The organism is Rhizobium sp. KNZ2-6A, from assembly GCF_056755475.1.
Genome location: NZ_JBNDIC010000004.1, coordinates 69576 through 89699, shown reverse-complemented (window position 1 = coordinate 89699; position 20124 = coordinate 69576). Strand labels below are relative to the sequence as shown.

The following is a 20124-nucleotide window of genomic DNA, read 5'->3' as shown; positions in this document are numbered from 1 at the left end:
GAAACGTCATGACGATCAAGCCACTTATCATTTTGCCCGATCCGCTGCTCCGCCAGGCTTCGAAGCCAATCGAGCGCATCGATACCGAAACTCAGCGCCTAGCCGACGACATGCTGGAAACCATGTACGACGCGCCGGGCATCGGCCTTGCAGCGATCCAGATCGGCGTTCCCCGCCGCATGCTCGTCATCGACATCGCGCGCGAAGGCGAAGAGAAGACGCCGCTGGTTTTCATCAATCCGGAGATCGTCACCTCATCGGACGAGCGTTCCGTCTATGAGGAGGGCTGCCTTTCCATTCCGGATTACTATGCCGAAGTGGAGCGCCCCGCGCGCGTCACCGTCAAGCATCTCGACCGCGACGGCAAGGAGCAGATCACGGAAGCCGAAGGCCTGCTCGCAACCTGCGTGCAGCACGAGATCGACCACCTGAACGGCGTGCTCTTCATCGATTATATCTCTCGCCTCAAGCGCGACATGGTGATCAAGAAATTCACCAAGGCGGCCAAGGGCAAGGCTCTCTGATCCCCAGCCATTGAAAGATCGGCCTGAAGCGCCTATGATATCATTGATATCAAATGGAGGCGCGCGTGAGTGACCTTTTAATTCGCGATATTTCCGAGCCGATGAAACAGGATATCGCAGCACGGGCAAAGCATGCTGGGCGCAGCCTCTCGGAAGAGGCAAAAGAACTTTTGCAGAAGGCCTTGATCGCAGAGAAAGCCGCAACGGAGAGCCCCCGATTGTCTGCCTGGGATCTTCTGAGGCCAATTCTCTATGACGGCGACCATGCGGCGGCAACGGAATATGCCGGTATCATGGATGAGATCGAAGCCGAGCGAAAGAAGGACTTCGGCCGTCCGGTCAAGGACTTTGAATGATCCTCCTCGATACGAATGTCATTTCCGAATTGGAAAAACCTGCACCCGATCAAAATGTTGCCATCTGGATGAAGGCTCGGTCGAGCACGGAATTCTATCTTTGCGATGTCGTGGTGATGGAGCAATCCTACGGTGCGGAGCGCTTTTTACTTCGCACAGGATCTGACCGCTACACGCGAATTTTCAATGCGCTGCTTGCGTCGTTCCAAGGCCGGATACTTCGGTTCGATCATAATTCCGCTATTGAGACGGGACGTATTCGCGCGCATCGTGAGCGCTCGGGGCATCAGATTTCCGTACAAGACGCCATGATCGCCGCCATCTGCCATGCCAACGGCGCGACATTGGCGACGCGCAATACAAAAGACTTCGAAGGGCTTGATCTCGAGCTCATAAACCCGTTTGAAGGCGGCTAGAGCCGGATGATTTTAGGTCTGTTCGACCTAAAATTTGAATCCGCTCTAGAATCAAAAAAGTAGAGCATGATGTCGCCCGAAAACCGATCACACTTTTCGGCATCATGCTCTAGCGTTTGACCTCGATGGCATATGCAGTCGCTGCCGGGTCAATCGAAACCTGATATCTTAGCCGGATGGATCGCATGTCGCTTAACATCGTCTTTATGGGAACGCCCGAATTCTCCGTGCCGACATTGCGGTCCTTGATCGATGCCGGACATAAGGTTCGTGCCGTTTATACACAGCCGCCGCGTCCCGGCGGCCGGCGCGGGCTCGACCTGCAGAAATCGCCGGTGCATCAGGCGGCCGAATTGCTGGGCCTGCCGGTTTTCACGCCCGTCAACTTCAAGGATCCCGACGAGCGCCAGCGCTTTCGCGATCTCGAAGCCGACGTCGCCGTCGTCGTCGCCTATGGCCTGCTGCTGCCGGAAGCGATCCTGACCGGCACGCGGCTTGGCTGCTACAACGGCCATGCCTCGCTGCTGCCGCGCTGGCGCGGTGCCGCTCCCATCCAGCGTGCGATCATGGCCGGTGACGCCAAGACCGGCATGATGGTGATGAAGATGGACAAGGGGCTCGATACCGGGCCGGTCGCCCTGACGCGTGAAGTCGAGATCGGCGACACCATGACATCAGGTGAGTTGCATGACAGGCTGATGCTCGTGGGCGCGAAGGCGATGGCCGAAGCGATGAACAAGCTCGAGCATAACGAATTGCCGCTGACCGCCCAGCCGTCCGAAGGTGTGCTCTATGCCGCAAAGATCGACAAGGGCGAAACCCGCATCGATTTCGGCAAGCCGGCGGCCGAGGTTCACAATCACATTCGCGGCCTGTCGCCTTTCCCTGGCGCCTGGTTCGAAGCCGAAATCGCCGGCCGTTCCGAGCGCATCAAGGTGCTGGGTTCGCAATTGGCAGATGGCAATGGAGCCTCCGGCCAGGTCCTGACGGATGATCTCGTTATTGCCTGCGCCTCCGGCGCCATCAGGCTGACGAAGCTGCAGAAGGCCGGCGGCAAGCCGCTGCCGGCAGCCGATTTTCTGCGCGGCACACCGATCGCGCCGGGCACCATGCTCGCCTCGGAGCAGGCCTGATGCCGCGCTATAAAATGACCGTCGAATATGACGGCATCCCTTATGTCGGCTGGCAGCGCCAGGAGAACGGTCCTTCCGTCCAGGGCGCCATCGAAGGCGCCATCCTGTCTTTGACGGGCGAAACGGTTTCGATCCGTGGAGCGGGGCGTACCGATTCCGGCGTGCACGCCATGGGTCAGGTCATGCATGCCGACCTCTCCAAGGAATGGAAGACCTATACGCTGCGCAATGCGCTCAATGCCCATCTGAGGATGGCCGGAGAGCGGGTCGCCATTCTCGATATCGTCGAGGTCGACGCGCGCTTCGACGCGCGCTTTTCGGCCATCCGCCGTCACTATCTCTATCGCATCATCGCCCGCCGCGCCCCCCTCGCATTGGAAGCGGGCCGTGCATGGTGGGTGCCGAAGGATATGGACCATGAGGTCATGCATGCCGCGGCGCAGACCCTTGTGGGGTTGCATGATTTCACTACCTTCCGCTCGGCGCATTGCCAGGCAAACAGCCCGGTGCGCACGCTCGACCGGCTGGATGTGACGCGCAGCGGCGAACTCATCGAGATCCGCGCCACGGCGCAGAGCTTCCTGCACAATCAGATCCGGTCCTTCGCCGGCACGCTGAAGCTGGCGGGCGAGGGCAAATGGACGCCCGACGATGTGCGTGCGGCGCTGGGAGCCAGGGATCGCAAGGCTTGCGGCCCCGTCGCCCCGCCGGACGGGCTTTACTTCATGCAAGTGGATTATCGCGATGGCGCCGGCTTGCTTGGCGAGGGCGAAAATGCCGATGACGGCGAGGATCTGTCGTAGTCCCGCGACAACTGCTTCAAATCGGCGGATAGACCCCGAGGAAGCGCTGCAGGAAATCGGTCAGCAGCAGGTTTGGAATGAGCAGCATCAGCGTCAGCGTACCGACGAAAAGCGGATGCGTGCCGCAGATCATCCTGAGGATGCGCGCCAGCGCAAAGATGGTAGCCATGGTCAGCGCCAGCGATAAAAGTGCTGCCAAGCCTTTCGAGCCGGGGACGAAGACGATCATGGCGACGAGCAGCGCATTCAGATAATTCGCCGGCACGAAAAGCCAGTTCACGGTAACGACGATCGGCGTGAACTTGTCGCCGAAGCGGAAGATCAAAAGCAGTATGCCGGCGAGGATGGGCGGTATCAGCCAGTTCGCCGCCTCGACCAGCGCCAGACGCAGGAAGAAGGCAAGGCCGGTCGATGTTTCGGGCGGCATGGCGGTCAGATAGGCCTGTTGCCACCATAGCCACGAAATGCCGATCGACGGCAGGCTCCAAAGGATGGCCCAGAAGGAGCGCAGCATGCCGCGGTCCGATATGTCCAGATACTGAAAGCCGCGCGCATCCATGCGGATCAGCAGCCATAGGCCGGACAGATAATATTGGACTTCCCTAAAGGTCGGCATTCTCGAACCAGCGCTGGATGAAGGTCTGGTAGATCTCGGTCAGCGTTTCGAGATCCGAGAGTGCCACCCGTTCATCGACCATATGCATGGTCTGGCCGACGAGACCGAATTCCACGACAGGGCAGTAGTCCTTGATGTAGCGGGCGTCGGAGGTGCCGCCGGTGGTCGAAAGCGTCGGCCTTTGACCGGTGACATTTTCGACGGCGGCAGAAAGCGAGGCGATCAGCGCATTATTGCGCGTCAGGAAGACGTGGCTCGGCCGCTCCGACCAGATGATGTCGTATTTTGCCGGCGTCCGTCCGGGGCGCAGCGTCTCGTCGGCCGCCGCCGCATCGAGGCGTGCAATGATTTCAGCCTTCAGCGTATCGGCGGTCCAGGTGTCGTTGAAGCGGATGTTGAAGGCTGCGGTCGCCTTGGCGGGAATGACGTTGGTCGCGGTATTGCCAACGTCGATACTCGTCACTTCGAGGTTGGACGGCTGGAAACTGTCCGTGCCGGCATCGAAGGGCGGGTCGAGCAGCGCTTCCGTCAGCTTGATGATGCTGCGCACCGGATTATCGGCGAGATGCGGATAGGCGGCATGGCCCTGCACGCCGTGAACGGTAATGAAGCCGGAGATCGAGCCGCGTCGGCCGATCTTGATCATATCGCCGAGCCGGTCTGGATTGGTCGGCTCGCCGACGAGCGACGCATCCCATGTCTCGCCGCGCTCGGCCGCCCATTGCAGCAGCTTGACCGTGCCGTTGATCGCCGGTCCCTCTTCGTCGCCGGTGATCAGGAAGGAGATCGAGCCGGCAGGCTTGCCGTTCTTCTCGATATGGCGCGCCATGGCCGCCACGAAGCAGGCAATACCGCCCTTCATGTCGACGGCCCCGCGGCCGAAAAGCTCGCCATCGGTGATTTCGGCGGCAAAGGGCGGATGGCTCCAGGAAGCGGCATCGCCGACCGGAACGACATCCGTATGCCCGGCAAACATCAGATGCGGCCCATCCGTGCCGAGCCGCGCATAGAGGTTTTCGATATCGGGCGTTCCCGGCTCGCTCGCCGTCATGCGCTCGACCTTGAAGCCAAGCGGCAACAGCATGTCGGCAAGCGCGGTCAGCGCGCCACCTTCGGCTGGGGTGACGGAGGCACAGCGAATGAGGGTCTGCAGATTGGAGACGGGATCGGTAACGGTCATCGGAGGCAACTTATCCGGCGGGAAATGGCAAAGCGATGGCAAAGGATCGGCGACGAGTCGAAAATCTTTGCCGCGATTCCAGCAATCGCACAGCCATGCTCACCCGGCAAGCATCAGGGAAGCGCGATATGACAATCGCGCCTCCAAAAATTAGAGAATCAATCGCGCAGCAGCTCGTTGATGCCGGTCTTCGAGCGGGTCTTTTCATCGACGCGCTTGACGATGACGGCGCAATAAAGGCTCGGGGCCGGCTGGCCGTTCGCCATGGTGCTGCCGCTCGGCAGCGCGCCGGCGACGACGACCGAGTATGGCGGAACTTCGCCATAGGTGATCTCGCCGGTGGCGCGATCGACGATTTTGGTGGACTTGCCGATGAAGACGCCCATGCCGAGCACGGAGCCTTCACGCACAATGCAGCCTTCGACGACTTCGGAGCGGGCGCCGATGAAGCAATTGTCTTCGATGATCGTCGGGCCGGCCTGCATCGGCTCCAGCACGCCGCCGATGCCGACGCCGCCGGAAAGATGCACATGCTTGCCGATCTGCGCGCAGGAGCCGACGGTCGCCCATGTATCGACCATGGTGCCCTCGCCGACATAGGCGCCGAGATTGACGAAGGACGGCATCAGGATGGCGTTGGGGGCAATATAGGCGGAATGACGCACGACGGCGTTCGGCACGGCGCGGAAGCCGGCTTCGCGGAAGCGGTTTTCACCCCAGCCTTCGAACTTCGAGGGAACCTTGTCCCACCAGGTAGCGCCGCCGGAGCCGCCTTCGACGATCTTCATGTCGTTCAGGCGGAAGGAGAGCAGAACCGCTTTCTTGAGCCACTGGTTGACGGTCCAGTTGCCGTCCGCACCGCGCTCGGCCACGCGAACCTGGCCGCTATCGAGGAGATTGAGCGCCGTTTCGACGGCGTCGCGAACTTCGCCGCGCGTCGACGTGTTCACATTGTCGCGATTGTCGAAGGCGGCCTCGATGGACTTTTCGAGGGAGGCGAGATCGTTAGCGCTCATGGGAATTCCTTAAAACGTCAGAGCCTATCGTGATTTCCGGCAAGGGTCCGGAAGCGGTCGATTGGTCCTATAGCATGGAGTTTGAAAATGGAATGTCTTTTCCGCGCCGATTGAGCTTGGATTCAAGGCGTTGTAGGGGCATATGCAAGAGCTTGGCCGTTCTCGTCCAAGGGCGGGCACGGCCCGTCATGATCGTTTCGAAAGGCATGAATAGATGAGCAAGGCGAAGAACGGCAGGCTGAGGCGTAAGGACGGGGTTTGGGACCCGTTGAAGACGAGCTCGGCGGATAAGAAGCGGGCCGAGTCCGTGCCGCGCACGCCGCAGTCGATGTCGCCTTCCTACCGGCTTGCCTATGCGGACGAGGATTTTCTCTGCCGTGAGGAACTGCGGCCGATCCGCCTGCAGCTCGAACTGCTGAAGACCGAAATGTATCTGACCGAACGCGGCATCACTTCGACCGTCGTGATGTTTGGAGGCGCGCGCATTCCCGCGCCTGGCACCAATGCATGGGCCGCCCGCAACGAGGTGCAGCGCGCCAATCTCGAGGCCGCATCTGTGTACTACGAAGAGGCGCGCAAGTTCGCCCGGCTTTGCTCCCGCTATTCCGCCGGCTTCGACTTCCACGAATATGTCGTTGTCACCGGCGGTGGCCCGGGCGTGATGGAAGCAGGCAATCGCGGTGCGGCCGAAGAAGGAGCGCCGTCGATCGGCCTCAACATCGTGCTGCCGCACGAGCAGGCGCCGAACGCCTATGTGACGCCGGAACTCAGCTTCAATTTTCACTATTTCGCGATCCGCAAGATGCATTTCATGGTGCGCGCCAAGGCGATCGCGGTATTTCCGGGCGGCTTCGGCACGCTGGACGAATTGTTCGAATGCCTGACGCTGATCCAGACCGGCCGCATGGAGCGCCTGCCACTCATTCTTTTCGGCGAGAAGTTCTGGCGCAGCATCGTCAATTTCGAAGCGCTGGCCGAATTCGGCACCATCGCGCCCGACGACGTCAACCTGATCAGCTTCGTCGATACCGCCGACGAGGCCTGGAAGATCGTCGCGGATTTCTACGAGCACGATAACGGGCACTGACAACGAAAAGCCCGCCGTCGCGGAGGCGAGGCGGGCTCTCGGATCGGATTGATCGACCGGTTTACAGCAGCGGACGATTCGGCATGTCGTCCAGCGAGATCACGCCGTCATGGTTGTGATCCATGCGGTCGAAGAGCTTGTTGGCCGCGTCTTCGGCTTCCTGCTTGCTGATCTGGCCGTTTTCATCCCTGTCGATGCGATGGAACATCATCATTCCGCGCATCATGCCTGCTTCGTGCTTGAAGCGGCCATGCGGCCTGTGATGGCGGGGGCCGTTGTTGTCGCCATTGTTATCGGCCTGAGCTTCATCGCCCTTGCTCTGATCGTTCTGGGCCTGATTATTGCCCTGATCGCCATCTGCCTTGGCGCGTTCGGCCTTCCATTCCTTGATGCGTTCTTGACGATAGGCGCGCAATTCACCGGGGGTGATCTCGCCGTCGTGGTTGGCGTCGATCTGGTCGAAGATCTTGTCGATGCCGGCCTTCACTTCGTCCCGGGTGACCTTCGTGTCGCCGGGCTGGCCGAATTGCTTCAGCATGCGCACATAGACGATTTCCGGCGAAAAACGAGGTCCATGCCAGCGTCCGCCATGCCCGCCCCGTGCCTCGTCGCCCTGCGCTGCAAAGCTTGCCTAGGCGGCAGCACCCACCAGAAGGGCGGCGGAAAGTCCCGCAAGAAGAAATTTTTTCCCGTTCATCGTTTTTCCTTTCGTGTCGAGGAATGGTCAAACGATACGGCTGGCGGTCGAAAACGACCAATTAAACCTCTGTAAGGCGGATGAAACTTTCGTAACCCCGCCCAGATGAGTGTTTAAATCAACGCCTTGAGGAAGCTCGTCAGGTCGTCGGTCACATAGTCGATGTGATCGTCCTCGCCCGTGGTGCGCTCCCACCATTCGACGACGGTCGTCTCGAGGTTCTGGGGCACCAGCAGCACGGTTTTCATGCCGAGCGCCTTGGGTACGGTCAGATTGCGCGGCAGGTCCTCGAACATGGCCGCCCTTTTCGTGTCCACGCGGTTGAGGCTCATGAACTTGTCATAGGTCGAGCCTGCGGGCTTCGGCACGTAGTCGGCCGCAACGATATCGAAAATGTCGTCGAAACTGTCGAGAATACCGAGCGCGCCCGCCGTTGCCTGGGCATGTTTGACGCTGCCATTGGTGAAGATGAACTTGCGTCCCGGCAGCGCCCTGATGGCGGCGGCCAGCTCCGGCTGCGGCATCAGCGCCGAATAGTCGATCGCATGCGCCTTTTCCAGGAAATCATTGGGATCGATACCGTGATGGATCATCAATCCCTGCAAGGTCGTGCCGTGCTCGAGGTAATATTGCTTCTGCAGCTTGCGCGCATCTTCCCGCTCCATCTGCAAGAGGGCGGAGACATAGGCGGTCATGTTCTTGTCGATCTGCGCGAAGAGATTGACATGATGCGGATAGAGCGTGTTGTCGAGATCGAACACCCAATCGCGGATATGGGAGAAATCTGATGGCTCGGATAGTGTTTTTGCGTGGCTCATGGAGAGCTTATCGCACGCCCTCTCCCGGAAGGGGAAGGAAAATATGCATGCCGCCACATGCGGACCATATTGAGGAGATTGCCGTCTACTTCAATGCCGGCTATGATTTTACTATTGATTTCCGGGCTTTTACTCTATTTTCCGTGTGAGGGAGGGCTTACGCTTTCTCGGGGTCATGGAGAGGAATTCGCCCGGCCGGGCTTTTCGGAGGGGATGCGATGAGTCAGGTGGAAAAGGCGCAGGAATTCGCGCGGCTGCACCGCAAGGGTGAGCCGGTGATCCTGTTCAATATATGGGATGCGGGTTCCGCCAAGGCTGTCACGGAAGCGGGCGCGAAAGCGCTGGCGACGGGAAGCTGGTCGGTTGCCGCGGCCAATGGTTTCGGCGACGGCGAGGCGATACCTCTGTCGCTGCTGGCGGTGACCGCCAAGCTGATCTCGGTGACGAGCCCGCTGCCCTTGTCGGTCGATTTCGAGGGCGGTTATGCTGTCGAACCCGAAGACGTCGCCGCCAATGTCGAAAAGATCATGGATCACGGCGCCGTCGGCATCAATTTCGAGGATCAGGTGATCGGCGGCCAGGGCGTTCATCCCATCGAGACGCAGGTGGCGCGCATCCGAGCAATCCGCGACATGGCCGATCGCCGCGAGATGCCCTTGTTCATCAACGCCCGCACCGATCTATTCCTGCAGGAAAGCGATACGGCGCATCATCAGCTCCTGCTTGATGACGCCTTTCGTCGCGCCGATGCATTCGCGGAAGCGGGTGCCAGCGGCTTCTTCGCGCCGGGGTTGGTCGATCCGGAATTGATCGGCGCGCTCTGCGAACGCTCGCCTCTGCCCGTCAACATCATGGTGCGTCCGACCACGCCGGATAACGAGACGATGGCAAGGCTGGGCGTCAGCCGCATAAGCTACGGCCCGGCGCCTTACCGATCGGTCATGGGAATGCTGAAAAGCGAGGCCGAAGCCATCTACCGGCCGTCCTGAACGGCTTGGCGGCGCTCCACAATTCTCTTGCGGAGCGCCTGAACCCTATCAAGGAACGATCAGCGTACCGGCGCCGTGCTCGGTGAAGATTTCGAGCAGCACGGAGTGAGCCGTCTTGCCGTTGAGGATGACGACGCCCTGGACACCCGCCTTGATAGCGTCGATGCAGGTCTCGACCTTCGGGATCATGCCGCCGGAAATCGTGCCGTCGGCGATCAGCGCGTGGGCCTGTGCCACAGAAAGTTCCTTGATGAGCTGGCCCTGCTTGTCGAGCACGCCCGGAACGTCCGTCAGGAACAGCAGGCGCGTGGCGCTTAGCGCACCGGCGATCGCGCCCGCAAAGGTATCGGCGTTGATGTTGTAGGTCGCGCCGTCGCGGCCGGGAGCGACCGGTGCGATAACCGGGATCATCTCGGACTTGGCGAGCAGGTCGAGCAGGGTGCGGTCGACCTCAACCACCTCGCCGACGAAGCCGAGATCGAGTACGCGCTCGATGTTGGAATCCGGATCCTTGATGGTCTTGTGCGCCTTCTCGGCGAAGACCATGTTGCCGTCCTTGCCGCAAAGGCCGATCGCCCATTCGCCGGTCTGGTTGATCAGTGCGACGATTTCCTTATTGATCGAGCCGGCAAGCACCATTTCGACGATCTCGACCGTCTTCTGGTCGGTGACGCGCAGCCCGCCTTCGAATTTCGATTCGATGCCCATCTTCGTCAGCATGGCGCCGATCTGCGGGCCGCCGCCGTGGACGACGATCGGGTTGACGCCCGACTGCTTCAACAGGGCGATATCGGCGGCAAACGCCTTGCCGAGTTCGACGTTGCCCATGGCGTGGCCACCGTATTTCACGACGATGGTTTTGTTTTCATAACGCTGCATGTAGGGCAGCGCCTGCGCGAGCAGGTTGGCTTGGAGTTCGCTTTGGGCTTCGGACATGGTGCACCCTTCGGAATTGTTCGCGGGCCTTTTATCTCAAGTTTTTGACAGAGGGAATAATCATAACGGGATTAAAGCATGTCGCGCAAAAGTGTGCAGCGGTTTTGCGGCAACGACATGCGCAGGATCAAAGACCTAAAGCGCAAAAGCGTATCTGAAAGATCGCGTTACGCTTTAGTTGACGCTATGTCACATGAGCGTCGCCGAATTTGATGGCCTCGGCACGTTTGCCGTGGGATAGTTTTCTTCTAAAGATGGTGCAGGCGTCACCCCGAGGAGTTGGATGGCGAGCGAGGAGATGGAAGCGCTGATCGGTCGCGTTGCGATGCGCGATCAGAAAGCCTTTGTTGTGCTCTACAAACGCAGCAGCTCAAAACTCCTTGGTGTTTGCCTGCGTATTGTCGGCAATAGGGCGGATGCGGAAGAGGTTTTGCAGGAGGTCTATATCAGGATCTGGCAGCGCGCCGAGCAGTTCACAGCCTCGGAAGGGCCGGCGATGCCCTGGCTGACGGCGATTGCGCGCAATCGGTCCATCGATTTCGTCCGCGCCCGTAAGCCCGTAGCCGACGAAATAGACGCAGCTTACGATCTCGCCGACTTGGAACCCGGTCCTGAAGAGCAAGCAATCGTGAAGGGAGAGGGAAGGCGGATTGACAGGTGCATGGAAGAGTTGGAAGCTGATCGCGCACGGGCCGTTCGCAGCGCCTATGTCGAGGGCTTGAGCTACCAAGAGCTCGCCGACCAACACGCTGTGCCATTGAATACTATGCGCACCTGGCTGCGCCGAAGCCTGATCAGACTGAGAGAGTGCATGGACCGATGAGTACGCCCGATCAAAGCAAGGGAGGCCGCTCCCGCGATGAAGTCCTGGCCGGAGAATATGTGCTTGGCGTGCTTTCCTTGGAGGATCGGCAGAAGGTCGAGCGCCGCATGCGCAGCGATCGCCAATTTGCCGCCATCGTCAGCCGTTGGGAACAGAACCTATCGGAATTCAACGAGGAATATGAAGCGGTGACGCCTGCGGCCACCGTGTTTCCGAAGATCGAAAAGAGGATTTTAGGGGAAGCGGCGTTCGGCGCCAATCTCTGGAATTCGCTCATGCTCTGGCGCTCCGCCGCCTTCGGTTCGTTGTTTGTGGCAGCCGGCGTGCTCGTCTTTGCCATCACGAACGAGGGCGCCTTGCGGCCTGCCCCCGGCAAGCAGCTCACTGCATCCCTTTCCGGCCAGAGCAGCCCCATCAATCTCCTGGCCAATTATGATGTCGCCAATGGGCGCCTGAAAGTGACGCCGATTGCCGCCGGCAAACCGGAAGAGAAATCGCTGGAGCTATGGCTGATTCGCGGTAGCGATCCCGCCGAGGCTCTGGGTGTCCTGCCTCAGACCGGCGACGGCGAAATCGTTCTGCCGCCGGAACTTCACGGCAAGTTGACCGAAGGCGCGATCATCGCCGTCAGCGTCGAGCCCTTCGGCGGCTCGCCGACCGGCAAGCCCACGGGCGATGTCGTCGCTTCCGGTACGATCCATTTTCCTTGACGAACTCCGCCTAAAGCATTTCCAGGAAAAGTGCGTCGCGGTTTTCCGTCCGGAATGCGTAAGCAAAAAATAGAGCGTTTTCGCGATTCGAAGAATAGCGGAAAGGCTCTAGCGGAAACGCTATTGCGGCTGAAACTCTTTTCAGCGCGCTCCGTATCTTCTTCCGACCCCGCCTCACCGGGGCAACAGAGAGGAAGAGGAAACGTCATGATCAAGACCGTGTTTCGCGTCGCCGCCGCAGCGGCAATGCTGTCTGCCGCGACCAGCCTTGCCTATGCCAAGGACCCCATCGTGGGTGGTGCTGCGATGTATGCCAGCAAGAACATCATCCAGAATGCCGCAAATTCGAAGGATCACACGACCCTGGTCGCGGCCGTGAGGGCTGCGGGCCTCGTCGACACGCTGGAAGGCAAGGGCCCTTTCACGGTCTTTGCCCCGACCAATGAGGCCTTCAAGCAGCTGCCGGCCGGCACCGTGGAGACGCTGTTGAAGCCGGAAAACAAGGAAAAGCTGGTAAAACTGCTGACCTGCCATGTCGTGGCCGGTGACGATATGGCCGCCGCCATCAGGAAATGGACAATGAGCAAAGGCGGTCAATACGATCTGAAAACCGTCGGCGGCTGCACGATCAAAGCCATGGACAAGGCCGGCAAGCTGACGTTGACCGACGAGGCCGGCGGCACCGCTCACATAACGATCGCCGACGTCAAGCAGTCGAACGGTGTCATCCATGTCGTCGACAAGGTGTTGTTGCCGAAAATGTAATCCTTCGCGGCAACACGGCCGCCGTTCTCCATAGCGGGGCAGGGAGCGGCGGCCTCATTCGAGCGGTTATAATAATTTCAGACCGGAATGCCGACCGTCAGGCCGATGGCCTCGCGCAGTTCCTGAAGGCCCACACCCTTTTCCGAAGAGGTCGCGAGAATGCCCGGATAGGCGGCTGGGCGCTTGCGGATTTTTTCGGCGGTATCGGCCAGCAGCTTCGGCAGGCCCGCTTCCTTGATCTTGTCGGTCTTGGTCAGCACGATCTGGTAGGAAACAGCGGCCTTGTCGAGCAGACCCAGAACTTCCTCGTCGTTCTTCTTGATGCCGTGGCGGCTGTCGATGAGCACATAGACACGCTTCAGCGTCGTGCGTCCGCGCAAATAGTCGAAGACGAGCTTCGTCCAGGCATCCACCTGTTCCTTCGGCGCTTCCGCATAGCCGTAGCCCGGCATGTCCACCAGCGCCATCGGCGGCAGATCGGCGCCTTCGCCGGAAAAGCCGTCGGGCACGAAATAATTGAGCTCCTGCGTGCGGCCCGGCGTGTTGGACGTGCGTGCAAGCCCCTTGTGCCCCACAAGCGCATTGATCAGCGACGACTTGCCGACATTGGAGCGGCCGGCGAAAGCGACTTCGAACGGCCCTTCCGGCGGCAGAAACTTCATGGCCGGCACGCCGCGGATGAAGATCCACGGGCGCCCGAAAAGCGGCTTATCGTCTTTTGTCGTCTGGTCTGCCATTCTCTCGATCTTTGCTTGGTTCCGTGGATTGGCTTCAAGCTTTTGTCCGCGAAAGTCAAGTTTGGATCGGCATTTGGCTTTGTGCCGTCGAGCTTCGGTGTCGGCGCTAAGGAACCAGTAATGACTAACCGCAGCACTTGGCGGCATTTGCTGATCCACAACAGGCGGCCGCTTGGGCATGTTGCTCGGCCAGCCAACGATCGCGCGGCTTGCAGCTCGCAGGCCGAGGCGAAAGCTCGACGTGGACGGCGTCCGCGCGCAGCGTCGGCATGGCAGCGCAGTAAAGCTGCATCGGCCGAACGCCATCGCTGACTTCGAAGGTCAGTTTGGCGGTATCATCAAGCTTCACGTGCTCGGTGACCTTGCGGATGATCGCGTAGAATTTGCCGGCAGGCATGTGCGTGCGATCGCCTTCCTCGATGTCCCATAGCTGAATGAAGATCTCGGACCAGGCTTCGGGATTGGCGCCGCAGTCGAGGGCGGAGAACTGACCGGCCTTGACCTCAGTGACGTGGTAGCCAGGCTTAACCGGCCGGCCGTCATAGTAAAAGACCAGCGGAGAATCCTTGGCGGCTGCGAGCACGCTCATCAGGTCTCCGAGTGAGATATCGTCCTTCTGCATTTTGCTGTTGTCGATGGCGTTCATCTGCGCTATTCCTCGTTTCAATTATTCAAGGATTGTTGAAATATGGATCAACGTCAAGCCCTCATCTCATTCGGCGCCTTGTCGCAGGAGACACGTCTTCAGATCGTCCGCATGCTGGTGGTTGCCGGTCCCGATGGCATGGCTGCAGGCACGATCGCCGAAAAGGCGGAGGTCTCGCCGTCGAATGTCTCCTTCCATCTGAAGGAGCTGGAGCGTTCCGGACTGATCGACCAAAAGCGGGAATCCCGCTCGATCATCTACACCGCGAATTACGAAGCGCTCGGCGGCCTGGTCCGCTTCCTGATGGAGGACTGCTGCGCAGGACATCCGGAGGTCTGCGCGCCGGCTGCGGAAGTTGCCGCGTGCTGCACCCCTAAAATGGAGGAGAAACTGCAATGACCACTGACCGCATCTACAACGTACTCTTTCTTTGCACGGGCAATTCCGCGCGCTCGATCCTGGCGGAATCCATTCTGAATGCTGAAGGGAAAGGCCGCTTCAAAGCCTATTCGGCTGGAAGCCAGCCGAAGGGTGACGTCAATCCCTTCGCGCTGAAGGAGCTCGAAGCCCTGGGTTATCCGACGGATGGGTTCCGCTCGAAGAGCTGGGATGAGTTCGCCGAGCATGGCGCACCGCAAATGGACTTCATCTTCACGGTCTGTGACAGTGCCGCCGGTGAGGCCTGTCCGGTGTGGATCGGCCATCCGATGAGTGCCCATTGGGGTGTCGAAGATCCCGCCGCCGTCGAAGGCAGCGAGATCGAGAAAGCCCGGGCTTTTGCCCAGGCAGCCCGCTTCCTGAAGAACAGGATCATGTCCTTCATCAGCCTGCCACTTGCCTCGATCGACAGGCTTGCGCTGGAAACGCATCTCCGCCAGATCGGCGCCATGGAAGGCGCCAGCATCAAGCAGCCGAAGGCAAGCTGATGGCCGGGTTCGATCTTCCGCGCCGGCTTGTCGCCGAGGGCCTCGGCACCGCCATGCTGGTCGCGACGGTGGTAGGATCGGGCATCATGGCGACCTCGTTGACGCAGGACGTTGGTCTGGCACTACTTGGCAATACGCTGGCAACCGGCGCAATCCTCGTGGTGCTGATCACCGTGCTCGGGCCGATCTCGGGCGCCCACTTCAACCCCGCGGTCTCGCTGATCTTCGCAATCTCGCGCGATTTGCCAAGACGCGAGCTCACCGGCTATGTGCTCGCGCAGATCATTGGCGGCGTGCTTGGTACGATCGCCGCCCATCTGATGTTCGATCTGCCGCTCATCGCGCTGTCGAGCAAGGTTCGTAGCGGCGGCTCGCAATGGTTCTCGGAAGGTGTGGCAACCTTCGGCCTGGTGGCGGTGATCCTTGCCGGCATCAGGTTCGAGCAGAAAGCCGTGCCGTGGTTGGTCGGGCTCTACATCACGGCCGCTTACTGGTTCACCGCCTCGACCTCCTTTGCCAATCCTGCTGTCGCCTTGGCCCGGTCGCTGACAAACACCTTCTCAGGCATTCGCCCGGTCGATCTTCCGGGCTTCTGGATCGCCGAGGTTGCCGGCGCGGTTGCAGCCCTTCTGCTGTTTACCTGGCTCCTGCAGCCAAATGCTTCATCAACTCTATCGTCAGAGGCTAAACTATGAATGCCACCATTTATCACAACCCGGACTGCGGCACCTCGCGCAACACCTTGGCAATGATCCGCAATGCCGGGATCGAGCCGACAGTTGTCGAATACCTGAAGAACCCGCCGACGCGCGCCGAACTCGTCAAGATGATCACCGATGCCGGTATGACCGTTCGCGAAGCGATCCGTGAAAAGGGCACGCCCTATGCCGAGCTCGGCCTCGACAATCCGGACCTGACCGATGCCCAGTTGCTCGATGCCATGTTGAAGGATCCGATCCTGATCAACCGCCCGTTCGTCGTCACGCCCATGGGCACGCGTCTGGCCCGTCCTTCGGAAGTTGTCCTGGATATCCTGCCCGATACGCATAAAGGCCCGTTCGCCAAGGAAGATGGCGAGCAGGTTCTCGATGCCAACGGCAAGCGCCTTGTCTGAACGGGTGCCCCTTCTTGCCGTGCTCGCGCTCGGCGTCACGCAGATCATCGGGTACGGCACCCTCTATTATAGTTTCAGCATCCTCGCGCCCGATATGGCCGCGCAGTTCGCATGGTCGAGCGAATGGGTTTTCGGCGCGCTGTCGGCAGCACTTCTGGTAGGCGGCCTCACCGCACCGTGGCTGGGCGTGCTGTTCGACAGGATCGGCGCCGCCCGGGTGATGACGATCGGTTCCTTCGTGGCGGCTGCCGCTCTGGCCGCCTGCGCCTGCGCGCCCAACAAGGCAGCCTACGTCGCAACCCTCATTGCGATCGAGGCTTCCGCCAATCTGGTCCAGTATGGCGCGGCCTTTGCGCTGCTTGTGCAAATCCGACCACAGGTCGCTTCCCGCAGCATCACCTATCTGACGCTGATTGCCGGGTTTGCCTCGACAATCTTCTGGCCGATAACCACGGCACTCCATGCGCATCTCGCCTGGCAGAACGTCTATCTGATTTTCGCCGTCCTCAATCTCTGTATCTGCCTGCCGATCCACGCGTGGTTGTCGCGTCAGGGAACCACGCGCGGCGCGAAGGCATCGACCGCCGCTCCGCGCGTCGAGGGTGTGCTGCCGCCTGCTCGCCGTCGCCTTGGCTTTGCGATCATGGTCACGGGTTTTTCGCTGATGTCGCTCGTCAGTTCGGCCATTCTGGTGCATCTGGTGCCGCTGCTGTCCGGCCTCGGCCTTGGCGCGACCGCAGCCCTCGTGGGGACACTCTTCGGCCCGTCGCAGGTCGGCAGCCGCCTCATCAACATGGTGTTCGGCAAGAACCTGCCCGCACTCTATCTGGCCGTGATCGCCTCGACGCTGATTCCGGGCGGGGTGCTGGTGCTTCTGCTTTCGGCCCCCTCCGTACCCGGCGCCATGGCCTTCGCGATGATCTTCGGCATGGGCAACGGCCTCCTCAGCATCGTCACGGGCACGCTGCCCCTGCATCTTTTCGGCAGCGAGGGCTACGGAAGGCTTCAGGGGAAGATGATGGCGGCGCGGCGGATCCTTTCAGCTCTTGCTCCGTTCGTGCTGGCCTTCGCGATGGAGAATATCGGCATCGCGCCGTCGCTTGCCATCACGGCCGCTCTGGGTGGGCTTTCCATCGTTGCTCTATCGTCCATCGCGGCATTGCGATGACCGCTATTGGCGGCGCATTGTTGCGCGCGTACCTCCGGTGGCGGAGTTCGCGTCGATGGCATCTGCCGCCGAATAAAGAAAAGCCCCGCCGGAGCGGGGCTTTTATCGTCATTTCGATGGGGCTGTTTTTCGCTTGAAGAGGCCCTTCAGATTGTCGAAGAGCTCCACCTTCACGCCATGGCGCTTCATGATGATCGACTGCTGGATGACCGAGAGCGTGTTGTTCCAGGCCCAGTAGATCACGAGGCCGGCCGGGAAGCTTGCCAGCATGAACATGAATACCAGCGGCATCCAGTTGAAGATCATCGCCTGGGTCGGGTCCGGCGGCGTCGGGTTCATGCGCATCTGGAAGAACATGGTGACGCCCATGATCAGCGGCCAGACGCCGAGATGCAGGATGGTCGGAGCCGCAAAGGGCAGCAGGCCGAACAGATTGACGATCGAGGTCGGATCCGGCGCGGAAAGGTCCTGGATCCAGCCGAAGAACGGCGCATGACGCATCTCGATGGTGATGTAGATCACCTTGTAGAGCGAGAAGAAGATAGGGATCTGCAGGAGCACAGGCCAGCAGCCCGCGATCGGGTTGATCTTCTCTTCCTTGTAGAGCTGCATGGTCGCCTGCTGCAGCCCCATGCGGTCGTCGCCGAACTTGGCCTTCAGCTCCTCCATCTTCGGCTGCATGCGCTTCATGTTCGCCATCGAGGCATATTGCCGGCTGGCGAGCGGGAAGAAGAGCGCCTTGACCACGATGGTGGTGCAGAGGATCGCGACGCCGAAATTGCCGAAGTAGCGGAAGAAGAAGTCCATCAGCTTGAACATCGGCTTGGTGATGAAATAGAACCAGCCCCAGTCGATCAGGCGATCGAAGCGCGGGATCGAATAGCTGGTCTCATAGCGGTCGATGACCGGAACTTCCTTGGCGCCGGCGAAGACGAGGTTCTTCAGGTCGATCGACTGGCCGGGAGCAACCGTGACGGCATCTTCCTTGTAGTCGGCCTGGTAACGCGGCGTGCCGTCGGTGAAGTGCGAGAAGCGGGCATCGTATGCGGTCGACTGCGGCGGCACAATGGTTGCGGCCCAGTACTTGTCCGTCATGCCGAGCCAGCCGCCGGTCGCCTTGGCGGGCGTCGTGGCTTCCTTTTCCGTTGACGCGTACTTGGTCTCGATCAGGCCGTCATCACCGATGACGCCGATGAAGCCTTCATGCAGGACGTAGGCGGAAGGCGTCTCGGGCTTGTTGTAGCGGGTGACGCGGCCATAGCTCGACAGCGAAACCGGTGCCTGGCCGCTATTGGCGATCTTGTCGCTGATCGTGAACATGTAGCGATCGTCGACGGAGATCGTGCGGGTGAAGGTGATGCCCTTGTCGTTGGTGTAGGACAGCGTCACCGGCGTCTTGTCGGTCAGCTTGTCGCCGCTTGCGAGGGTCCACACGGTAGACGGGCCGGGAACAGCCCCCGTCGCTTCGCTGCCGACATAGCCGAGCTCGGTGAAGTAGCCGTCCTTGGTGTCGGCCGGGCTGAACAGCGTGATGATCGGGCTGCTCTTGTCGACAGTCTCGTGATAGGTCTTGAGACGGAGATCGTCGAGGCGGGCGCCTTCCAGGTTGATGGAGCCGGCAAGTGCCGGCGTATCGATGACAACGCGCGAGGAAGCGGTCTTGGCGACGGACTGGTCACGGCTGAGAACCGTCGGCGCCGTCTGGCCGTTTGCCGGCAGCGAACCGTTCACTGCGGTGCCCGCGGCAGGCGACTGCGTCGTCTGAGCCTGCTGGGTCTGCTGGTGCTGCTTGGCGGCCTGCTCGGCCTGGCGCTGCGCTTCGAGGCGCGGGTTCATGTAGAAAAACTGCCAGCCGAGAACAATCAGCACAGACAGTGCAATTGCAATGAAGTAATTGCGGTTGTTTTCCATCATACTTTCCTGAAGCGGTCCGTTTCCGACCGCCGGTGTTTCGGCCTGGTTTCGATGCGGCTTACGAGTTCGCTCGCCAGTTTTTCGAAAGGCGCGGTCAGCACCTCGCGTCGCGCGACAACCACATAGTCGTGTCCGGGCTGCATTGCAATTCCGGCATGAAGCCGCACGGCTTCTTTCAGCCTGCGGCGCATGCGGTTGCGCTCCACCGCGTTGCCATGTTTTTTGGTAACTGTAAAACCAACGCGGGGTTCGGCGTCGGCGGTCTTGCGGTCCAGCATCTCTATCAGGAAGAAGCTGCCTCGGCGCTTCTCGCCTTCGCGGACGGCAAGAAACTGCGGCCGGCTTTTCAGCCGCCCGACAGTCTTTTTGGGTCGTTCATTCGTCAATTTGCCCGCCATCCTGGATCATCGGGCACTTCGGCCCTTAGGCCGAAAGACGCTTGCGACCACGGTTACGGCGAGCGGAAAGAACCGCGCGGCCGCCCTTGGTGGCCATGCGCGAACGGAAACCGTGGCGACGCTTGCGGACAAGCTTGGATGGTTGGTAGGTACGCTTCATTTATTTAAACACCGCGGAGTGCGGCCCTTCTTGAGCTTTGCTTCAATAGCAAGGAGCGTTGTTGATTATGGCGAACGGACTTGGCCCGCAAGAGCAGGCACCGCGACCGGACGTGCGCGGGCTTATACGGATCAAGGTCCTGGAAGTCAATTATATGGGCGCAGATTCCTTGAGTACAGGCAATTTCGCACG

26 protein-coding genes are annotated in these 20124 nt (G+C 60.4%); 15 read left to right on the top strand and 11 right to left on the bottom strand.

The features are described from left to right. Positions 1-8: 8 nt before the first annotated feature. The 5 genes from def (at position 9) to truA (ending at position 3232) form a co-directional block, all read left to right on the top strand. Positions 9-524 (top strand): peptide deformylase, encoded by a 516-nt coding sequence (gene def / locus ACPYOP_RS04410; protein ID WP_481409177.1) that lies wholly within the window; start codon positions 9-11, stop codon positions 522-524. A gap of 65 nt (positions 525-589) precedes the next feature. Next, entirely contained in the window at positions 590-880 is a 291-nt protein-coding gene (locus ACPYOP_RS04405; protein ID WP_481409176.1) for a FitA-like ribbon-helix-helix domain-containing protein, read from the top strand. Further along, the gene (locus ACPYOP_RS04400) at positions 877-1296 is read left to right on the top strand and encodes a PIN domain-containing protein (protein WP_481409175.1); all 420 of its coding nucleotides are present in this window, start codon (positions 877-879) and stop codon (positions 1294-1296) included. Before ACPYOP_RS04405 ends, ACPYOP_RS04400 begins: the two co-directional genes overlap by 4 nt. 185 nt (positions 1297-1481) lie before the next feature. Next, positions 1482-2429, top strand: a complete 948-nt coding sequence (gene fmt / locus ACPYOP_RS04395) for a methionyl-tRNA formyltransferase (RefSeq protein ID WP_481409174.1) — start codon at positions 1482-1484, stop codon at positions 2427-2429. Further along, positions 2429-3232, top strand: a complete 804-nt coding sequence (gene truA / locus ACPYOP_RS04390; protein WP_481409173.1) for a tRNA pseudouridine(38-40) synthase TruA — start codon at positions 2429-2431, stop codon at positions 3230-3232. Before fmt ends, truA begins: the two co-directional genes overlap by 1 nt. A 16-nt stretch (positions 3233-3248) precedes the next feature. Here the strand turns inward: truA and ACPYOP_RS04385 are convergent, their stop codons facing one another. The 3 genes from ACPYOP_RS04385 to dapD form a co-directional block, all read right to left on the bottom strand. Beyond that, on the bottom strand, positions 3249-3848 hold the full coding sequence (locus ACPYOP_RS04385) for a hypothetical protein (RefSeq protein ID WP_481409172.1): 600 nt from the start codon (positions 3846-3848) through the stop codon (positions 3249-3251). Next, complete coding sequence (dapE, locus tag ACPYOP_RS04380; RefSeq protein WP_481409171.1) at positions 3835-5028, bottom strand: succinyl-diaminopimelate desuccinylase; 1194 nt, start codon at positions 5026-5028, stop codon at positions 3835-3837. Before dapE ends, ACPYOP_RS04385 begins: the two co-directional genes overlap by 14 nt. Positions 5029-5186: 158 nt before the next feature. Continuing rightward, positions 5187-6044, bottom strand: coding sequence for a 2,3,4,5-tetrahydropyridine-2,6-dicarboxylate N-succinyltransferase (gene dapD, locus ACPYOP_RS04375; protein WP_481409170.1), 858 nt, complete (start codon positions 6042-6044; stop codon positions 5187-5189). 214 nt (positions 6045-6258) lie between these two features. Here dapD and ACPYOP_RS04370 point away from each other — a divergent pair, with 214 nt between their 5' ends. Beyond that, positions 6259-7131 (top strand): LOG family protein, encoded by an 873-nt coding sequence (locus ACPYOP_RS04370; protein WP_481409169.1) that lies wholly within the window; start codon positions 6259-6261, stop codon positions 7129-7131. A gap of 61 nt (positions 7132-7192) precedes the next feature. Here the strand turns inward: ACPYOP_RS04370 and ACPYOP_RS04365 are convergent, their stop codons facing one another. Beyond that, the gene (locus ACPYOP_RS04365) at positions 7193-7669 is read right to left on the bottom strand and encodes an EF-hand domain-containing protein (protein ID WP_481409168.1); all 477 of its coding nucleotides are present in this window, start codon (positions 7667-7669) and stop codon (positions 7193-7195) included. Positions 7670-7941: 272 nt separating this feature from the next. After that, on the bottom strand, positions 7942-8646 hold the full coding sequence (locus ACPYOP_RS04360) for a pyrimidine 5'-nucleotidase (RefSeq protein WP_481409167.1): 705 nt from the start codon (positions 8644-8646) through the stop codon (positions 7942-7944). Positions 8647-8864: 218 nt separating this feature from the next. Between ACPYOP_RS04360 and ACPYOP_RS04355 the strand changes: the two genes are divergently transcribed. Continuing rightward, positions 8865-9635 (top strand): isocitrate lyase/PEP mutase family protein, encoded by a 771-nt coding sequence (locus ACPYOP_RS04355; protein ID WP_481409166.1) that lies wholly within the window; start codon positions 8865-8867, stop codon positions 9633-9635. Positions 9636-9683: 48 nt separating this feature from the next. Here the strand turns inward: ACPYOP_RS04355 and argB are convergent, their stop codons facing one another. Beyond that, complete coding sequence (argB, locus tag ACPYOP_RS04350) at positions 9684-10571, bottom strand: acetylglutamate kinase (RefSeq protein WP_120662855.1); 888 nt, start codon at positions 10569-10571, stop codon at positions 9684-9686. Positions 10572-10854: 283 nt separating this feature from the next. Here argB and ACPYOP_RS04345 point away from each other — a divergent pair, with 283 nt between their 5' ends. The 3 genes from ACPYOP_RS04345 (at position 10855) to ACPYOP_RS04335 (ending at position 12869) form a co-directional block, all read left to right on the top strand. Then, positions 10855-11394, top strand: a complete 540-nt coding sequence (locus tag ACPYOP_RS04345; RefSeq protein WP_481409165.1) for a sigma-70 family RNA polymerase sigma factor — start codon at positions 10855-10857, stop codon at positions 11392-11394. Further along, entirely contained in the window at positions 11391-12104 is a 714-nt protein-coding gene (locus tag ACPYOP_RS04340) for an anti-sigma factor (RefSeq protein WP_481409164.1), read from the top strand. The genes ACPYOP_RS04345 and ACPYOP_RS04340 overlap by 4 nt, the downstream gene beginning before the upstream one ends. A 207-nt stretch (positions 12105-12311) precedes the next feature. Continuing rightward, positions 12312-12869 (top strand): fasciclin domain-containing protein, encoded by a 558-nt coding sequence (locus ACPYOP_RS04335; protein ID WP_481409163.1) that lies wholly within the window; start codon positions 12312-12314, stop codon positions 12867-12869. 77 nt (positions 12870-12946) lie between these two features. Here ACPYOP_RS04335 and yihA read toward each other — a convergent pair whose 3' ends face one another. Both yihA and ACPYOP_RS04325 read right to left on the bottom strand, forming a co-directional pair. After that, complete coding sequence (gene yihA, locus ACPYOP_RS04330) at positions 12947-13606, bottom strand: ribosome biogenesis GTP-binding protein YihA/YsxC (RefSeq protein WP_481409162.1); 660 nt, start codon at positions 13604-13606, stop codon at positions 12947-12949. A 124-nt stretch (positions 13607-13730) separates the two neighbouring features. After that, complete coding sequence (locus ACPYOP_RS04325; RefSeq protein ID WP_481409161.1) at positions 13731-14252, bottom strand: DUF6428 family protein; 522 nt, start codon at positions 14250-14252, stop codon at positions 13731-13733. Positions 14253-14294: 42 nt separating this feature from the next. Between ACPYOP_RS04325 and ACPYOP_RS04320 the strand changes: the two genes are divergently transcribed. Genes ACPYOP_RS04320 through arsK form a run of 5 tightly spaced genes read left to right on the top strand, consistent with a single transcriptional unit; the run spans position 14295 to position 17460 of the window. Continuing rightward, the gene (locus tag ACPYOP_RS04320; RefSeq protein ID WP_481409160.1) at positions 14295-14651 is read left to right on the top strand and encodes an ArsR/SmtB family transcription factor; all 357 of its coding nucleotides are present in this window, start codon (positions 14295-14297) and stop codon (positions 14649-14651) included. After that, positions 14648-15178: an arsenate reductase ArsC gene (locus tag ACPYOP_RS04315; protein ID WP_481409159.1), complete on the top strand. Its 531-nt coding sequence runs from the start codon at positions 14648-14650 to the stop codon at positions 15176-15178. Before ACPYOP_RS04320 ends, ACPYOP_RS04315 begins: the two co-directional genes overlap by 4 nt. Continuing rightward, positions 15178-15873, top strand: a complete 696-nt coding sequence (locus tag ACPYOP_RS04310; protein WP_481409158.1) for an MIP/aquaporin family protein — start codon at positions 15178-15180, stop codon at positions 15871-15873. The genes ACPYOP_RS04315 and ACPYOP_RS04310 overlap by 1 nt, the downstream gene beginning before the upstream one ends. Beyond that, entirely contained in the window at positions 15870-16292 is a 423-nt protein-coding gene (gene arsC, locus ACPYOP_RS04305) for an arsenate reductase (glutaredoxin) (protein ID WP_481409157.1), read from the top strand. Before ACPYOP_RS04310 ends, arsC begins: the two co-directional genes overlap by 4 nt. Beyond that, on the top strand, positions 16267-17460 hold the full coding sequence (gene arsK, locus ACPYOP_RS04300) for an arsenite efflux MFS transporter ArsK (protein WP_481409156.1): 1194 nt from the start codon (positions 16267-16269) through the stop codon (positions 17458-17460). The genes arsC and arsK overlap by 26 nt, the downstream gene beginning before the upstream one ends. Before the next feature lie 108 nt (positions 17461-17568). Here the strand turns inward: arsK and yidC are convergent, their stop codons facing one another. From yidC to rpmH, 3 genes are read right to left on the bottom strand one after another with little or no spacing between them, the layout of a single operon-like run. Continuing rightward, positions 17569-19371: a membrane protein insertase YidC gene (yidC, locus tag ACPYOP_RS04295; RefSeq protein ID WP_481409155.1), complete on the bottom strand. Its 1803-nt coding sequence runs from the start codon at positions 19369-19371 to the stop codon at positions 17569-17571. Next, entirely contained in the window at positions 19371-19772 is a 402-nt protein-coding gene (rnpA, locus tag ACPYOP_RS04290; protein ID WP_481409154.1) for a ribonuclease P protein component, read from the bottom strand. Before rnpA ends, yidC begins: the two co-directional genes overlap by 1 nt. A gap of 25 nt (positions 19773-19797) precedes the next feature. Then, positions 19798-19932, bottom strand: a complete 135-nt coding sequence (rpmH, locus tag ACPYOP_RS04285; RefSeq protein ID WP_092843085.1) for a 50S ribosomal protein L34 — start codon at positions 19930-19932, stop codon at positions 19798-19800. Between the last annotated feature and the right edge of the window lie 192 nt (positions 19933-20124).

Bases quoted from the DNA above. Each gene is read 5' to 3' on its own strand.
- dapD (WP_481409170.1), bottom strand. From the start codon at position 6,044: ATGAGCGCTAACGATCTCGCCTCCCTCGAAAAGTCCATCGAGGCCGCC.
- ACPYOP_RS04385 (WP_481409172.1), bottom strand. From the start codon at position 3,848: ATGCCGACCTTTAGGGAAGTCCAATATTATCTGTCCGGCCTATGGCTG.
- def (WP_481409177.1), top strand. From the start codon at position 9: ATGACGATCAAGCCACTTATCATTTTGCCCGATCCGCTGCTCCGCCAG.
- ACPYOP_RS04365 (WP_481409168.1), bottom strand. From the start codon at position 7,669: ATGCTGAAGCAATTCGGCCAGCCCGGCGACACGAAGGTCACCCGGGAC.
- ACPYOP_RS04310 (WP_481409158.1), top strand. From the start codon at position 15,178: ATGGCCGGGTTCGATCTTCCGCGCCGGCTTGTCGCCGAGGGCCTCGGC.
- yidC (WP_481409155.1), bottom strand. From the start codon at position 19,371: ATGGAAAACAACCGCAATTACTTCATTGCAATTGCACTGTCTGTGCTG.
- yihA (WP_481409162.1), bottom strand. From the start codon at position 13,606: ATGGCAGACCAGACGACAAAAGACGATAAGCCGCTTTTCGGGCGCCCG.
- truA (WP_481409173.1), top strand. From the start codon at position 2,429: ATGCCGCGCTATAAAATGACCGTCGAATATGACGGCATCCCTTATGTC.
- ACPYOP_RS04370 (WP_481409169.1), top strand. From the start codon at position 6,259: ATGAGCAAGGCGAAGAACGGCAGGCTGAGGCGTAAGGACGGGGTTTGG.
- fmt (WP_481409174.1), top strand. From the start codon at position 1,482: ATGTCGCTTAACATCGTCTTTATGGGAACGCCCGAATTCTCCGTGCCG.
- rpmH (WP_092843085.1), bottom strand. From the start codon at position 19,932: ATGAAGCGTACCTACCAACCATCCAAGCTTGTCCGCAAGCGTCGCCAC.
- ACPYOP_RS04315 (WP_481409159.1), top strand. From the start codon at position 14,648: ATGACCACTGACCGCATCTACAACGTACTCTTTCTTTGCACGGGCAAT.
- ACPYOP_RS04340 (WP_481409164.1), top strand. From the start codon at position 11,391: ATGAGTACGCCCGATCAAAGCAAGGGAGGCCGCTCCCGCGATGAAGTC.
- ACPYOP_RS04360 (WP_481409167.1), bottom strand. From the start codon at position 8,646: ATGAGCCACGCAAAAACACTATCCGAGCCATCAGATTTCTCCCATATC.
- ACPYOP_RS04320 (WP_481409160.1), top strand. From the start codon at position 14,295: ATGGATCAACGTCAAGCCCTCATCTCATTCGGCGCCTTGTCGCAGGAG.
- argB (WP_120662855.1), bottom strand. From the start codon at position 10,571: ATGTCCGAAGCCCAAAGCGAACTCCAAGCCAACCTGCTCGCGCAGGCG.
- ACPYOP_RS04335 (WP_481409163.1), top strand. From the start codon at position 12,312: ATGATCAAGACCGTGTTTCGCGTCGCCGCCGCAGCGGCAATGCTGTCT.
- ACPYOP_RS04400 (WP_481409175.1), top strand. From the start codon at position 877: ATGATCCTCCTCGATACGAATGTCATTTCCGAATTGGAAAAACCTGCA.
- ACPYOP_RS04345 (WP_481409165.1), top strand. From the start codon at position 10,855: ATGGCGAGCGAGGAGATGGAAGCGCTGATCGGTCGCGTTGCGATGCGC.
- rnpA (WP_481409154.1), bottom strand. From the start codon at position 19,772: ATGGCGGGCAAATTGACGAATGAACGACCCAAAAAGACTGTCGGGCGG.
- arsK (WP_481409156.1), top strand. From the start codon at position 16,267: ATGCCAACGGCAAGCGCCTTGTCTGAACGGGTGCCCCTTCTTGCCGTG.
- ACPYOP_RS04355 (WP_481409166.1), top strand. From the start codon at position 8,865: ATGAGTCAGGTGGAAAAGGCGCAGGAATTCGCGCGGCTGCACCGCAAG.
- ACPYOP_RS04325 (WP_481409161.1), bottom strand. From the start codon at position 14,252: ATGAACGCCATCGACAACAGCAAAATGCAGAAGGACGATATCTCACTC.
- dapE (WP_481409171.1), bottom strand. From the start codon at position 5,028: ATGACCGTTACCGATCCCGTCTCCAATCTGCAGACCCTCATTCGCTGT.
- arsC (WP_481409157.1), top strand. From the start codon at position 15,870: ATGAATGCCACCATTTATCACAACCCGGACTGCGGCACCTCGCGCAAC.